Here is a 16124-nt window from a genome sequence, read left to right as displayed (position 1 = left end):
AATGAAGTCAATAAATATAAAATCAATCATAGCATTTGCACTCTTTGTAGTTGCAATCGGTTTTACATCCTGCAAATCGGGCAATAAAACGGAAACAAAAGAAACAACTAAAGTTGAGGAAACCCATTCAGAAACCATAGAAGTTTCGGAGGAGCAAATGAAAGCCGTAGGCATTGAGTTAGGTACAATAGAAATGAAAAATCTAAACAGTGTGGTAAAGTCAAGCGGACAATTGGAAGTGCCCCCACAAAATAAAGCCGATGTAAATTCATTGGTGTCCGGCATCATTAAAAAAATATTAGTGTTGGAAGGCAACTATGTTCGCCAGGGGCAAACAGTAGCAATATTAGAAAACACAGACATTGTGAAGTTGCAGCAGGACTACCTCATGCTGAAAAAAGAATTTGTTTATTCTGAAAAGGAGTACCAACGCCAAAAGGAACTGAATACCGAAAGTGCAGGTACAGGAAAAGTGTTTCAACAGGCAGCATCCAAATATGAAACGGATAAAGCAAGAATGAAAGGGATAGAAAAACAATTGCAACAATTAAATATCAGTCCTGCATCGGTGGCGAATGGAAATTTTGTAAATCAAATTCCCATCACCGCACCTATTAGTGGTGTTATAGGGCATATACTAATTAAAACAGGCAGCTATATTGATATGCAAACCTCCTTAATGGATATTGTAGATAACTCACAAGTTCATTGTGATTTGCAGGTGTATGAAAAGGATTTGTTTAAAGTAAAGAATGGGCAGACAGTAGAGTTCATTCTATCCAATCAGAACAATAAGCAAATAACAGGTACTATTTACGGTATCAATCAATCTTTTGAAAATGAAAACAAATCGGTAATTGTACATGCCAAAATCAACAATACAGGCGGCATCAAATTGTTACCGGGTATGTATGTATCTGCATTGATTAATGTAGGTAATCAAACAGTACAGGCAGTTCCTGTTGATGCAGTGGTAAGTGCAGAAGGCAAGCAATATATTTTTATGGTTGTGGATGAGGAAAGCGAAGGTAAAGAGAAGGCTGAAAAAAAGGAAGCAGGGGAAAAGTCAGAAAAGAATACAGAAGCCAAAGCTGAAAAGCATATTCATTTTAAAAAGATAGAAGTAACCACAGGTGTAACAGAATTGGGCTACATAGAAATTACGCCATTGGAAGAAATACCGAAAGGTGCAAGGATTGCAACCAAAGGTGCATTTTATGTATTATCAAAAGCCAGTGGTGGTAAAGAGGAAGAATAATAATAACTAAATCAATTTTCATAAAATGATAAATACAGCCCCAAATCATAAGCATACTTACGATGAACAAGGCAGGATGACCTGCTGCACATTAGAAGAAAAAATCTATACCGAAGCAGGTGCAGAACAACTGCTGCATAAAAAGAAAACCATTGATAGTGGACAAGATAAAGTCCAATTGCAAGCTCATAGTAGTGTATGGAAACAATACCTGCCAGCCATTATCAGTTTCGTTATGTTGCTCATTGGCATTGCGTTGGATAATTATTTCAAACCCTCATTCTTTACAAACTATGTACGCCTTGCATGGTATGCTATTGCATACCTACCTGTTGGTTTACCGGTAATAAAAGAAGGATGGGAAGCCAGTCTTAAAAAAGAGTTCTTCACCGAGTTTACATTAATGGTATTGGCCACTATGGGGGCTTTTGCCATCGGTCAATATCCCGAAGGTGTTGCGGTAATGTTATTCTATGCCGTTGGTGAATTGTTTCAGAAGGCAGCAGTTAATAAAGCAAAAAACAATATCAAAGCCTTATTAGATGTCCGTCCATCTTCTGCCAGCGTTTTAAGGAATAATAAATACGAAGAAATAAAACCCGAAGAAGTAGAAATAGGCGAAACCATACAAATTAAAGCAGGCGAAAAAATTCCGTTAGATGGTGAAATGTTAAGTGAGGGCAGCAGCTTCAATACCGCAGCACTTACAGGAGAAAGCAAACCAAAATCTATTTATAAAGGAGCACAGGTATTGGCAGGTATGCTAAACCTTGATAAAGTAATTGAACTGAAAGTAACCAAAAAATTTGCCGATAGTTCCCTTGCACGGATTTTGGAAATGGTGCAAAATGCTACTGCAAGAAAGGCAAAAACAGAATTGCTGATAAGAAAATTTGCCAAAATCTATACACCTATCGTTTTCTTTTTGGCAGTAGCATTGGTGGTGGTTCCCTACTTTGTTCTAAGCAATTATGTGTTTAATGATTGGCTGTACAGGGCTTTAATTTTCTTAGTTATCAGTTGCCCTTGTGCATTGGTTATCTCTATTCCATTGGGCTATTTTGGCGGCATAGGTGCGGCTTCAAGAAATGGTATTTTGTTTAAAGGTTCTAATTATTTAGAGTTAATGACCAAAATAAATACCGTTGTGATGGACAAAACCGGCACACTAACGGCAGGTGTTTTTAAAGTGCAGGCAATTGTAACTAACGGAATGGACAAAACAGATTTCATAAAAACATTAGCTGCATTAGAAAGCAAATCAACACATCCTATTGCCAAAGCCATTGCCGAGTATGAAAAGAACGAAACACAAACTTACCAGGCGACAGAGATAGAAGAAATTTCAGGGCATGGCTTAAAGGGAAATGTGAACGGGAAAGAAGTATTGGCAGGTAATACAAAACTGCTAAAGAAATATAATATCACATACGATGCAGCTATTGACGAAATTATAGAAAGCATTGTAGTGGTAGCCATAGGCAACCAGTATACAGGTTATGTATTGATAGCCGATGAAGTAAAAGAGGATGCACAGGAAGCCATCAGGCAAATGCACCTGAACGGCATTAAACAAACCATAATGCTTAGTGGCGATAAAAATTCCATTACCCAAAAAGTAGCAAAACAAATTGGCATAGATACCGCCTTTGGCGATTTGCTACCAGAAAACAAAGTACAGAAAGTAGAAGAACTAAAACAGGACAAGACAAAAATCATTGCATTTGTAGGCGATGGCATCAACGATGCACCCGTATTGGCTTTAAGCGATGTGGGCATTGCAATGGGTGCAATGGGCAGCGATGCAGCCATAGAAACAGCCAATGTAGTGATACAAACAGACCAGCCTTTAAAGATTGTAACCGCCATTAAAATAGGCAAAGCCACCAGGAGCATTGTAATACAGAATATCATTTTAGCATTTGCAGTAAAAGCCATTGTATTGGTATTGGGTGCAGGTGGTTTAGCCACCATGTGGGAAGCCGTTTTTGCGGATGTTGGAGTGGCTTTATTAGCAATATTAAATGCGGTGCGAATACAACGGATGAAGTTTTAAATTTGTAATATTCAAACAAAACAAAGTGAGGAACCAACCATCAATATAATTTATAAATAAACAACACAACAAGTAAGTTATGCAGCAGACACTTCAATTAAATATCATCCCATTTTCAGCCCCAGTGCAAGAGGCTGAATTTGCTTTTTATACTTCAAAGCAAGATGGGTATTGCCCAATACACAAAGACGATTTAAACGGAGCAATTGAAGGCATCATTGACGAAAGCGAACTGCATTATGGTAATTGGCTTTACACGGATTTTGCACCTGCCAAAGAAAATGCAATTCTCATTTCAATAAATCTTACCGAATGTAAATACTTTGCCCAACATTATTACAGGCATCTTAACTTTATTTATACCAGCTCAAGTAGGTCAACGGATTTTCAATCATTTTGGGTTACTTCACCTTCTGAGCATTTTAACTATATATACTGTCCCAAAGGCTTGGTTTGCAATTAAACGAGGGGATATTAAAACACACAAAAATTCAATGATTAGGTTATATATCGGAGGTATTATCATTGCAGGAAGTTTTGCCATTCTTGCACCAGGTAGATATTTACATACTCTTTTCTTTAACTAAAATATCAAAACCGCTAAAGAATTTATATATAGCATTCAGCCCTTTAATTTCCTGATAGTCACATACTCAATCATCGCATTATAGCTGCATCTTTCGTCTGTAAGGGGAGCAATTAGAAAAGTCATCAGAAATGGTGACTTTTTTGTTTATAATCATTCTCTATTTCTTCTATTCATCGATTTTCTTGGTTTAAGCCCAGTAGAGGGCTTAGTGTTTTTTGACTATTTTAGTTGAGAGTTATACCTGTGGTTTTCAAATTGTGCCAAGAATGTGCCAAGAGTTGGTTTTAGTCAATCCGGTTTCAACTTTTTAAAGAGAGAAATCATCCTGTAAATTGGAGGAAGTAAATGTCGCTTTCCAATGATAAAAATTAATGATTTATCCCGCAAATCTCCTAATAGATGAATTTTGGATTAGTTAATCAGCCATAGCCCTTGGGTGCTTTCTGACCAAGACTATTCATAGCAATACGGGTTAAATTAGTTGATTTCGCTCATTTCTTCCCCCAAAATCAGTTACTTGTTTTTAAATGGAAACTCAACATTCAAATACTCCCAGCTCAATTTTATTTTGCCTTCGTTAGCATTGGTCGGCATTACTTCATACGTAAGGGCTTCAACTAATTTATCGCTTTTGAAGGGTTTTACCTTAATTCGGATGATGTCATTTTCTTCTTTATAATCGTCCGATAAGTGCATATCCCACGTTTTACTCAAAATCAAAGTCCACGTTTCTTTATCAGGAATAGTAAAAAATCCATATTTACCTTTTGTAATAACTTTACCTTCAACCATTATATCATGACCAAAATCTATCCAAGTAGCTTTGTGAGCTCCCGATGACCATACTTGATTGAAGGCAACTAAACCATTCCAAATATTCCGCCCTCTCACACTCGGTGAACCGTATTCTATATGTACATGATTTGTGCCTACCATTGCCATTGCCGTCATTTTTGGACTTTTGGGCTTGACTGCTGTTTGACTGGTATCGACTTTGGGTTGATGGTTTTGGTGTTGGGCAAAAACGCCAATAGGTAATGTCAACAAGAGGTTTAAAACAATGTTTTTTTTCATGATTTTGTTTTTTATTGAAGTTAAATTATCTCAATAGACAATTAAAAAGTTTTTAGTAAGAAAAAGTTATTCCAGCACCCAATCCCATATCACTATCATAATGTGATGTAATGCCCATGTTTTTGTTTACGATGTAACGAAAACCTGCCATGTATTCCTTATCGGTGTTAAGCATAAAACTCACTCTAAGTCGTTTGGTAATAGGCATATCTTCTCTCATAAGTTGAAAACGAATATTTCCATCCTGATAGATTTCAGCTTGTCCAACAATGAGTAATGGCAACGTGTAATTTACGCCGACTGTAACAAGACTTCTTAGGTCCTTACTATTTGATTGCCCAAATAGATTTGTTTCCTGTTCATCTATTCCAAACTTTCTATAACGCCAATCAAAGCCAATAAATGGCATTAACCACTGCATTTTCCCAACATATCTACCAATATGTGTTTCTACCTCATATCCGTGAAAATCATGATAGCCCAATCGCCATTCTGAACCAATGCTCCACCTCGTATTTTGTAACATGGCCATTCCATCATTACCGTTGGTTGCAAAATCATTCTCAGCCATAAAATGAAACTTGCGGTCGTCTGCAAACAGTTTCCGTTGCGCTAGTTTTGGATTAGGAATCAATGGATTGGGCATCTGATTTTCATAACTTAATACCCTACCCATTCCGCTCATCATATGGTACAAAATATGACAATGGAAAAACCAATCACCTTCAACATTGGCGTTAAATTCTAATGTATCCGTCTCCATCGGCATAACATCCACAATGTTTTTTAAAGGAGCATTTTGTCCTTGACCGTTAAGTAACCTAAAATCATGCCCATGTAGGTGCATCGGATGGCGCATCATGGAACCATTGTAGAGAATAATTCTAACATTTTCTCCTTTTTTGATAAGGATTTTATCGGCTTCTGAAACGACCCTATTGTCTAAACTCCAAACATATCGATTCATATTACCGGAGAGTTTAAAGTACAATTCTTTTACTGGAGCATCCTTGGGCAATGCTGTTATGCTAGGGGACTTCAGCATGGCATAATTCAGGGTAACAATGTCTCCCAGTGCATTGGCATTATAACGATTGGGGTCATTGTCATCTTGTTTTGGCTTAGCATCGCCAGTTATTTCAGGATACATCACCACATTCATATCCATTTGATTTAAACTCATGGCCATACCCATATCATCCAATTCGCCATTCATCTTCATCATGTCATTCATCATCTTCATCCCTTCAAAATACTTTAATCGGGGTAAAGGTGATTTCAACTGTTTAATTCCATTTCCAATATAAATGGATGCTGAATTAGTCCGGTCTTCAGTCGTTGCTAAGAATTCATAGGCAGTCTTATCTGCTGGAATAGTAACAATAATATCATAGGTTTCTGAAACCGCAATAATTAATCTATCAACTTCAACCGGTTCCACATCGTTCCCATCATTTGCGACTACTGTAATTTTACCCCCGGCGTAAGTCAACCAAAAATAGGATGATGCCCCCCCATTTGAAATTCTTAATCTAACCTTGTCACCACCTTTTAATTCATTTCCTGAGATATTTTTAAGTTCTGAAATAGGTAGACCATTCATGAATATTTTTTCATAATAGACATCACTCACATCCATCGCCATCATTCGCTTCCACTCATTTTTCATTTTAGTTTTAAAATGACCTGCAGATATTGCTTCCCCATAACTTTGTACCGAGTTTTTTCTCAATGCAGGATAGTCATTGGCATTATGAAGCATCCTATGAATGTTCTCGGGTTTGAGATTGGTCCACTCACTCAATACAATAGGAAGCGTAGGTAAGTCATCAATTCCCTTTCTAAATGATGGGGTGTTCGGTCTTTTTAACATGACAAAATTCCCATACATTCCTATTTGTTCTTGTAACCCTGAGTGTGAGTGATACCAGTGAGTGCCATTTTGAATAATTGGGAAACGATAGATATGAGTTGTATTTGGCCGAATGGGCATTTGTGTCAGGTTGGGAACCCCATCTTCTTTATTGGGTAAAAATAGCCCGTGCCAATGCAACGAGGTTTCCTCCTTCAGTTGGTTATGAACATGTATTTCAGCCGTATCGCCTTCGGTAAAAGTCAAAGTAGGCATAGGTATTTGACCATTAACTGCAATCGCTCGTTTTTCTTTGCCAGCAAAATGCACTAAGGTGTCTTTTACATAAAGGTCATAACGAACAACTTTTTGGGCGAAAACAGTTGTTGAAAACAGCACAAAAACGGCAATTATTGGTATCAATCTCATGTTTAAAATAAATTTAAAATCATATATCCGCTCATTACAATCATCAATGCATCTTCGATAATTGTCACAGTACTCATTGGCAAATTAAAAACTGCCCCCAAACAAGCACATTGTATTTTCTTATTATCAAATACTGACTGCAAAACACCTATTATACTTATACTCATGACCACAAACGTGCAGGCATTTGTTACTAAAGGATTGTAATTTAAAAGATAAGAAATACCCAAGCCAACCTCTACAAAAGCGTATGAATATGCCCAAAAGGAGAATTTTTTTGCTACCACATCATACATGACATAACTTTCGGCAAAACCTTTTAAATTTAACAATTTGAAAAATGAGAACACTAAGAAGAACCCAGCCATAAAATGCTGCATCGCCTCCATTAAAATAAAATGTCCGCTTTTCAGTTGTATCAATAAAGTAATAGTAGAGACATAGAGAAAAATCAGCAAAATTGGAGCATAAGTTTGAAACCACGATTTTGCTTGTTCCTCTAATTCAATGTTTTGTTTTGCAGAAATGGTATATTTTGCATCTAATACTTTCTGGAAATTTGACAAGTTGATGTGCCTATCCATTGAAATGGTAACCGAATCGTATTCCTTAGAAACCTCAACATTAGTTACATTTTCAACGCTCTCTAACAATGATTTTACTTTTGATTCACAACTTGTGCAAGTCATTCCAGTTAATTGATATGTATGTGTCATATTTGTGTTTTTAAATAGAGTTATATAAAACGCAAATTTCCCAAATTAAAACCATCGTGACGTTACGTTATTTTTTAGAAATTATATAAGATTTCCTTTCTTATACACTGTCAATACCGGTTCTTTTACTTGATTTAAGTTGTTTAAAATAGGACGTTGTAAAACCTGTTTCCCTTTTAAATTGATTACTTAGATACGCAACACTACTGTAATTCAATTGGTATGCAATTTGGCTCAATGTTAATTCATCATACATGAGCAATTCTTTTACTTTTTCAATTTTTTGCTTGATAAAGAATTGTTCAATGGTTTGCTGTTCTACTACCGAAAAAAGGTTACTCAGAGATTTGTATTCTTGATTTAAGTGTTGAGATAAATAATTAGAAAGATTAACTCTTAAGTCATTGTTTTTGTGATGAACCAATTCAATAATTAGATTTTTTACCTGTTCAATTGTTCTACCTTTTTTGTCATCAATTAATTCAAACCCAACAGACTTGAAGACACTGATTACATCCAATTTTATTGAATCTATATTTTCTTCTTTTATTTCTACCTCACCTAACTCAATGTGAATTGGGTGAAGTCCAAGTTTTTCTAGCTCAGAATTCACGACCATTTTACATCGATTACAAACCATGTTTTTAATGTATAGTTTCATTAATTTAAGGTTTCAACAACTTTACCACATCCCAACATTTTAGAACCATAATAAGGGTTTTTAACGATGTTCTCCTTGCTCAACCAATTTGCACCCTTGCCTTTGTTAGCCATTGGACAAAATTGATAATATGTTGGGGTCTCTTGTTTTGAGACTTTCATCACCGAATACATGTTTTTAGATAAAGATGTAAAGTGGTCTCTTTGATGTCCCGCATCTTTGGTTTCTGAAATATGTTCCGCATCAAAGACCAAATCTTTCATCACTTTCATCCATTCTACATGTTCTTCTTTCGTTAATGATTCCATTTTGACCGAATTAATAGAATTCAACAGGGATACTGCTTTTGTTGCTGCCAGATTACCATCCGTTTTCACCAAAGCATCTTTCACTGCAAAATAGGAATCGAATACTTCTTTGAGTTTCTCTTCTTGTATATTTGTTGCTAAAATGGGCGCGACAACTTTTTCTTCTACAGCAAGAATTACCGGTTTTACGTCTTCAACTAATGCAACAACTTTTCCTGTCCGTTCATATTGGCAACAAGTTTCAAGTTTAGCATAAACATTGTCAGGAGCGAGAAATTTGTCGCTGTCATATCCTGCCAAACCAATTCGCTTTAGAATTTCATCTTGATTTGTTTTCTTTTCATCATAGGTTAGGATGGCCATTTTCGTATCCTTGTTCCATTCTATATGGACCACATTCTTTACATTAGCAGCCGATTCGATGGTCTTCTTACAGATAGAACAATTTCCATAAATGTGTACGGTTTCTACCTTGGCATTTTTAATTTCTGCGAAACATGTCGAGATGGATAGCATTAATGCCATAGCCATCAATAATTTTATTGATTTCATTTTTTGAAATTTTTTTATAAAAATAGTAAGAATTGAAGCAATAATTTGCTTCCGTTGAGACAGTCCTATGACTGCCATGGCAATAAATTAGCCTATATTGGGAGGGGTCCAAATGTAACCAAAACCAAAAGAATGGTAGGTTTCGTTGTAATAAGATTTTACTTTTTCACGAGTGGTAAAGGTTTTAATATTTACGGGTACTAAAAAATTAGACAAAATCAGCGAAGTTAAAGTTGACGGACAACTACATTTAGAATTATCACAATTCCCCCCACAACTATTGTCTTCCTTCTGTCCAATAATTTTATGTTTTGCGCAACAAATATCTTTTTTAGATTTCTCAGGCTTTTCTTTTAAACAACAAGATTGTTCCGTTTTCTTTGATTTTGCTCCACATGCATAGGATTTCATGGGCATCGTTAGAAAGCCAATAAATATAATTATGAGCAGTATGTGGAATTTTTGCAGCATCATGTTTAAAAACGCTTAAAAGTATGAATTTGTTTCATTACTCTGATGCATTTCACCTCAAATTTTAATTTATGTTATTATTAAAGTGTCAAACATCAAATTTTGAATCATAATTTTTTAATTTAAACATCGAAAACGGCTGCAACATTCCACCTATTAAGGGAGTACAAATCAAAAAGAGGTGGTAATTTACTTCCTTTAAATTAAACGAAGTTTTTCAAATCAAGATTTGTGCAGCACTTGTGTAGCAAAACATCCAAAAACTAACATTTTGCTACACAAAAAGACATCAATATGTTCTTTAAATCAAATAAACACCTGTTTTGTGATAATGTAGGTTTCCGGTACCTAATATGATGGTTCGATTCCATCCGAGGCTACAAACATCGGTTTCAAAAAGGATTTCATACAAATGGAGTCCTTTTTTTGTTTACATTGCCCTCCACAAACCTAAGAGAAAATGAATCAGATCGACGCTAACTGGGTTGCCGCCCACACGAAACACCGTTTAACGAAAGGGCACAAGAAAACGTTTGGACATGTGCTCGTCATTGCGGGTAGTCCAGGAAAAGTGGGATCAGGCATTTTGTGTGCCCGAGCGGCATTGCACGCGGGATGTGGTTTAGTTACGGCGATGATTCCTTCGGAAGGCATTGCCGCTTTGCTCGCTGGGAATCCAGAAATTATGTATAGAACGGGTTCTCTACGTGAATTAGACCTTAGTAATTTTGATGCCATTGCGATTGGGCCAGGGATTGGTTTTTCGGATGAGGCGGTGGACAATGTGCGTTATTTACTAGAGACCTATCTAGGCCCTTTAGTGATTGATGCGGATGCATTAGGTATTTTGGGATTGAATCCTGACTTATTGAATCTATTGAATGAGCGCCATATTTTGACTCCGCATATTGGGGAGTTTGCTCGAATCCAAAAATTCTCTGGCAACAGCGAGCAGCAGAGTTTTGCCTTCGCGCATGCACACAACACAAATCTCATATTAAAATCTTCTCCTACCTTGGTTTCTTTACCTTCTGGTCAACAGTTTGTGAATACAACTGGAAATGATGGGATGGCGACGGCAGGCTCTGGTGATGTATTGACGGGTATTACTGCGGCACTTTGTGCGCAGGGTTATGAGAATGCAGATGCGGCTTGTTTAGCGGTGTATGTACATGGTTTAGCCGCGGATATAGCTATCGAAACGCAATCAAAATCTAGTTTAGTTGCCTCGGATATTATTAAGAATTTAGGCAAAATACGCCTATTGGACTAGACCGTACACATCTTTAAAAAACACCACCTCTCCCTTCTCATCGAAGTCGACTAGTGAATACCAAATCACCAGGATATATTCTTCTTTTGCTTTTAAAGCCAAAGGTTTGGGGTTTTTAATGTGGTGATTGAATTTGACGGTGTCAAGGGCGATGTGATTATCGGCCAGCAATAAGCGAGCGAGGTCTTTGGGTTTTTCTAAACGAATGCAGCCGTGGCTGAAGAAGCGTTCTGTCGAGGCAAATAACTTCTTCGAATCCGTATCGTGTAAATAGAGGCTGAAGGGATTGTTGAAATGAAATTTCAAGGCTCCGAGGGCATTGTTTTCTCCGCTGTTTTGGCGTAAAATATAAGGAAAATTATTTTTGTTTAGATTAGACCAATTGATCGAATGCGCATCAACCACGCGGTATTTGGCATCCAAAACCCGGATTTGATTATCGTCCAAAAACTGGTGATTTTTCTGAATTTTAGGCAATAATTCGACCGTCGCCATCCGGCGAGTGATGAACCAATACGGGTTAATGGTTAATTGATCGACTTTGCTTAACAGGGTCCGGGTCTGATTCGACTTTTTTCCTACGATCACCTTCATTTTCAATACTTCCTCTGTTCCTGAAAAAACCCGCATCATAGCAGAGGGAATGTTCACTAAAATCACTTTTCGGTCCTTGCGCAGGACATCTAACCAGGCGTAATCTTGAGCAGCTTTTTGGAGCAGAACGCGCTTAACTGGATTTTTTTCTGAAGCTGCTAATACTTGAATTTTGCGAACTTCGGATCCCGCCGCGACGGAATCGAGTGAAACTGAAAGTCCTTTGTAATGGAAATCAGGCTCTTGAGCGAAGGAGGTAAACGCAACAATAAGAAGTAGAATAAAAGGACGCATGGTCTAATTTACTCAATTAAAACCAGATGGTGTTGCCTTCCTTTTAAACGAAGACCAGGTCGACCATCGATGAATGTTGGTTTCACGATTTCGCCGTCCAAGACCCAGCGTCTATATGTTCCGGTTCGGGGGCTAAAATAAAGAGTCCAATTCTTCGTCTGACGCAAATTGTAGGTGGCTTTTTGCGCGCCTCGCACGTAAGAAACATCAATTGAATTGTCTCCAATTTCCACTTTTTTAATCGATCCTGAACGCAACGAATCTGGCCAGGAAGGAGAAAGATAAATCTCTTTTTTATAAGCCAAAGGCTGTATACCGAAAAACTGTTGAATCACCGGCACTTCTAACGCATAACTATTCCAGGCCTGCGTCATCATTCCATAATCCGGTGAAACTTCATACATCGATCCGGGCAAGGCAAAAGAAAAGGTGCGTAACATCCGTTGCACTAAATCATAGGCCGCATTAGGTTGTCCATACTTATTCTCGGAAATCGCCTGAACACCTGTGGGCAAAGTCATGACGGTACCGGTGTAGGTGAAATCGGATTTGCCTACTTTGGCCGCGTAAGACTCCGCTTTATTTGAATTCGCGGAACGATCAATTCCGGTCACATACATCCCAAATTTATTGCGGAACTTCTCCGCGGTTTTCAAGGCTTGCGAAGCTTTATCAGGATCAGCCAAGCCCGTCTCCATTGGCGTATTTACCACCCAATTGTGGTGCAAAACAAAGCCTCGTTTTGAAGTGTCTGGGTTAGCCGCAATTTGCTTTTCCAAAGCCAGCAATTCCTCCACTGCCCAATCATTTTTCAAATCGCGAGCACGTTCGATGGCGTCTTGCGTTAAGCGAAGTGCCTGGGATTTTGTCCCTAAAAAATCTGCATAAGATTTCGACGAAGGAACCCAGAAATCGCTGTTAATTTTCAATCGAATAGCTTCATACTTCGCGAAAAAATCGCGGGCTAAATCTGGACGACCTAAAGCCTCCGCCATTTTGGACGCATCTAAAAAGGCCTTCGCCGAATAGGCTGCCACGTCGATCATCTCAGAATCCAATCCATGAATTTCCATCATCCCATTTCCATCTGGAATCAAATTATGGTCTTTATCCTGCTGCATTAGCCACTCAAGACCTTTTTCCACTACAGGAAAATACTTCGCTAAAAAAGCCTGATCACCTGTCCAGCAATAAACTTTGTAAATTAAAGAGGCAAACTGAGGTGTTTCATTGACATTTCCGGGGTTATAAACAGATCCGTTTGTGCTTACTTCGTGAACAATTCTACCATTCCCATTGGTCTTTTCGGAGAGGTTGGCGATTAATTCAATCGTGCTGAAGGCGACGTCTTTTCGGCCGGAGGAGATCAAGCCTTGCAAGGAGTAGGTCATATCTCCGCCAAAAAACCAGGGATAATCCGGCATCCCTGCCGTAATACCTCTACCGATTCCATCAACGTCATTGATCAACCAATCCGCATTGTATTTTAACCAGCGCATCGCTTTGGTTAAAACGGGATCCGAAAGCTGGATTTCCGAGGCCGAGGCTAATTTTTCGAAGCGTTCTTTTTTCGCTTGTGCGTATGCGTATCCATTGGTAAGAACGGTGGCATTGGTTGCTAATGCCGCCTCCTTAGAAACAGATGAGCCACTGAAAACGAAGGAAATTATTTGCTTTCCTTTCGCTGAAATACTGAACGCATAGGATGTTTTTGCAACAACCGTATTCGGTTTAGTTCCCTTCAATTGTTGCTGACCTGACGCCTGCAGTGAAGAACTCATTACGGCGAACCAGTGGTTATTTTGATCTTTGGCAATGACCTGATTATCCTCAAAACTGACCCGGTCCTGCGAGTCCACCATCCCCGTTCTCTCCCCTATCCAAACCGGTCGAAGATTTGAAATGGCTTCCATCGAAAACTGTATTTGCTGAGGCTGATTCGTCTTGTTTTCGAACACATATTCCACATATACAGCAGACTTACCATCTGGCACAAATTGCACTCGACTTACCTCGATTTCCCTTCCTTCATAGCGATGTTCGTTCGCATAGGGATAATTGATAAATTTCAAGGCTTGATGTAAGGAAACCGTTTTTCCACGAAGCGTATACGAGGCAGAAAAACCATCCCATAATTTAATTGGATGCGCCCATATTCCACCCATTTCGTCCTTAACGTGCCAGCCCAAAGGCGGAAAAGTACCGTCTTGATGCCCTACCATATACAGCTTATCGCCAGCCGTGTTGTATGGCGTATTCAAATACTCTTTTTGTCCTATAATGGACTCTGAAGAGCGAAAAAGCGGTGCAATAGACTTTTGGGCAAAGGCGGTAAAAGTCAGCAGTAGTAAGAGATAGCGCACTACAAAAAGGGCTTAGGATGAATTTCTTCGTGAGAGGTGTTGTCCTGGTAAAACTGCGCGATACGCAATAAGGTACCTTCATCGTAGAGTTTACCTACAAAGGAAATACCCGTAGGCAAGCCGCTTTTCGCATCGAGACCCGTGGGTACGCAGACCACAGGATGACCTGTTAAATTCGTAATCGCGGATTGATTACCGCCTCCACGCGATGGACAAATAATCGCATCGTATTGCGAAACGACTTCGTTCACTTTTTGCATTAACAAATAGCGGTGGCGTTGGGCGTTGATGTATTCAACTGCTGGCACAAAACGAGCCGTTCTGAATTGGTTGGGCCAGTCGTATTTGGTTTGGCGGGTGAGTTGATCGTCGATGTTTTTACGCGTCATCTCATCAAATTGCGCGGCGCATTCTGCCCCGATCACGACGTCCATGATGTTAAAGGTATAGGCTTTTTCGTCTGGAAATTCTACCGGAATTAATTGAACGCCTTGCTTCTTTAGATCTGATAAGACCTTCCATTCGCTGCGAGTGGTGTCTTTGATTTTGTCAAAATAGTTTTTGGCATAGGCAATCTTCATTCCCTTCATGGGGCGATTTGCCTGGTAATTAAAGGGCATGTTCACGGCTGCCAAATCCTTTCCATCCGTTCCGTGCAAGTAATGGAACACGATCGCCGCATCATTTGCGGAACGGCAAATAGGACCTACTTTGTCTAAAGAATAACTCAAAGCCATCGCGCCAGAGCGAGAAATGCTCCCAAAAGTAGGACGCAAACCCGTCGCTCCGCACGTCGTAGAGGGCGAAACGATGCTACCCCAGGTCTCAGTTCCGATCGCAAAAGGGACTAATCCTGCCACCGTTGCTGAAGCAGATCCAGCCGAGGAACCAGAGGACCCGTAATTCAAATTCCATGGATTTTTCGTTCTACCGCCGTACCAATAATCACCCATGGCTAGGGCGCCTAACGTGAATTTAGCGACTAAAACAGCTCCTGACTCTTTCAATTTTGAATAGACATAGGCATCTTCATCGATCACCTGATCCTTGTACGGAGCCGCGCCCCAAGTCGTTTTTGTGCCTTTCACCGCAAACAAATCCTTCAACCCGTAGGGAATTCCGTGCAACAAGCCGCGGTATTTACCCGCCGCGATTTCTTTGTCCGCCTGACGCGCTTGTGCTAAAGCTAAATCCTCTTGTATACTAATCACGCATTGCAAAGTAGGGCCGTGCGTCTTAATCCGCTCGATGAAAAATTGCGTTAATTCGACCGAGGTAATTTGTTTCGTCTTGATGAGATACGCAAGTTGATCGATGGAATAGAAAGCTAAATCAGATTTTCTCGCAGGTAGCGTTGCGCGAACCGCAGGCCAAACCACCGGACGCTGCGTCTGATCAAATTTCATTCCCGGAAGTTTCGGATTTTGCCAAAGACTCAGCGGCACATTATTTTTCAATGAAAGCGCGTGCATCGCCTTGTAATTCGCTAGGTTATCCACCACATCAGAATAGAGCGTATCTAATTCTTGGGTGGTGAATTGAATGTCAAACAAGTTTGCCGCACCTGAAAGATCCGATTTCGTTTGGGCAAAAAGTGGGCTAGCGAATAGCAGTAAGAAGGCGATTTTTTTCAT

General features: G+C 39.2%; 13 protein-coding genes. 4 read left to right on the top strand and 9 right to left on the bottom strand.

Annotated elements, in window-relative coordinates; translation table 11 throughout:
* Window position 1: 1 nt before the first annotated feature.
* The 3 genes from G9X62_RS07660 to G9X62_RS11250 all read left to right on the top strand — a co-directional run bounded on the left by G9X62_RS07660 (window position 2) and on the right by G9X62_RS11250 (window position 3777).
* Window positions 2-1258: an efflux RND transporter periplasmic adaptor subunit gene (locus G9X62_RS07660; RefSeq protein ID WP_223130143.1), complete on the top strand. Its 1257-nt coding sequence runs from the start codon at window positions 2-4 to the stop codon at window positions 1256-1258.
* 25 nt (window positions 1259-1283) lie between these two features.
* Complete coding sequence (locus G9X62_RS07655; RefSeq protein WP_223130142.1) at window positions 1284-3314, top strand: heavy metal translocating P-type ATPase; 2031 nt, start codon at window positions 1284-1286, stop codon at window positions 3312-3314.
* A 79-nt stretch (window positions 3315-3393) separates the two neighbouring features.
* On the top strand, window positions 3394-3777 hold the full coding sequence (locus G9X62_RS11250; RefSeq protein ID WP_161566399.1) for a hypothetical protein: 384 nt from the start codon (window positions 3394-3396) through the stop codon (window positions 3775-3777).
* A 639-nt stretch (window positions 3778-4416) separates the two neighbouring features.
* On the opposite strand, the gene G9X62_RS07645 is transcribed toward G9X62_RS11250, so the two are convergent.
* The 6 genes from G9X62_RS07645 to G9X62_RS07620 all read right to left on the bottom strand — a co-directional run bounded on the left by G9X62_RS07645 (window position 4417) and on the right by G9X62_RS07620 (window position 9906).
* Entirely contained in the window at window positions 4417-4977 is a 561-nt protein-coding gene (locus tag G9X62_RS07645) for a DUF2911 domain-containing protein (RefSeq protein WP_223130141.1), read from the bottom strand.
* 52 nt (window positions 4978-5029) lie between these two features.
* Window positions 5030-7258, bottom strand: coding sequence for a multicopper oxidase domain-containing protein (locus tag G9X62_RS07640; protein WP_223130140.1), 2229 nt, complete (start codon window positions 7256-7258; stop codon window positions 5030-5032).
* Between the two features lie 2 nt (window positions 7259-7260).
* Entirely contained in the window at window positions 7261-7974 is a 714-nt protein-coding gene (locus tag G9X62_RS07635) for a heavy-metal-associated domain-containing protein (protein WP_223130139.1), read from the bottom strand.
* 100 nt (window positions 7975-8074) lie between these two features.
* Window positions 8075-8635, bottom strand: a complete 561-nt coding sequence (locus G9X62_RS07630; RefSeq protein ID WP_223130138.1) for a helix-turn-helix domain-containing protein — start codon at window positions 8633-8635, stop codon at window positions 8075-8077.
* Window positions 8635-9573 (bottom strand): DUF3347 domain-containing protein, encoded by a 939-nt coding sequence (locus tag G9X62_RS07625; RefSeq protein ID WP_261345504.1) that lies wholly within the window; start codon window positions 9571-9573, stop codon window positions 8635-8637. Before G9X62_RS07625 ends, G9X62_RS07630 begins: the two co-directional genes overlap by 1 nt.
* A 9-nt stretch (window positions 9574-9582) precedes the next feature.
* Window positions 9583-9906 (bottom strand): hypothetical protein, encoded by a 324-nt coding sequence (locus G9X62_RS07620; protein ID WP_223130137.1) that lies wholly within the window; start codon window positions 9904-9906, stop codon window positions 9583-9585.
* A 520-nt stretch (window positions 9907-10426) separates the two neighbouring features.
* Between G9X62_RS07620 and G9X62_RS07615 the strand changes: the two genes are divergently transcribed.
* The gene (locus G9X62_RS07615) at window positions 10427-11239 is read left to right on the top strand and encodes an NAD(P)H-hydrate dehydratase (protein ID WP_223130136.1); all 813 of its coding nucleotides are present in this window, start codon (window positions 10427-10429) and stop codon (window positions 11237-11239) included.
* Here G9X62_RS07615 and G9X62_RS07610 read toward each other — a convergent pair.
* Genes G9X62_RS07610 through G9X62_RS07600 form a run of 3 tightly spaced genes read right to left on the bottom strand, consistent with a single transcriptional unit; the run spans window position 11228 to window position 16124 of the window.
* Entirely contained in the window at window positions 11228-12127 is a 900-nt protein-coding gene (locus G9X62_RS07610; protein ID WP_223130135.1) for a L,D-transpeptidase family protein, read from the bottom strand. The genes G9X62_RS07615 and G9X62_RS07610 overlap by 12 nt on opposite strands.
* A gap of 8 nt (window positions 12128-12135) precedes the next feature.
* Complete coding sequence (locus G9X62_RS07605; RefSeq protein ID WP_223130134.1) at window positions 12136-14490, bottom strand: glucosidase family protein; 2355 nt, start codon at window positions 14488-14490, stop codon at window positions 12136-12138.
* Window positions 14490-16124: an amidase gene (locus G9X62_RS07600; protein ID WP_223130133.1), complete on the bottom strand. Its 1635-nt coding sequence runs from the start codon at window positions 16122-16124 to the stop codon at window positions 14490-14492. The genes G9X62_RS07605 and G9X62_RS07600 overlap by 1 nt, the downstream gene beginning before the upstream one ends.

This window comes from Aquirufa lenticrescens (assembly GCF_019916085.1).
GTDB lineage: Bacteria > Bacteroidota > Bacteroidia > Cytophagales > Spirosomataceae > Aquirufa > Aquirufa lenticrescens.
This window is presented reverse-complemented; position numbering and strand designations above follow the sequence as displayed.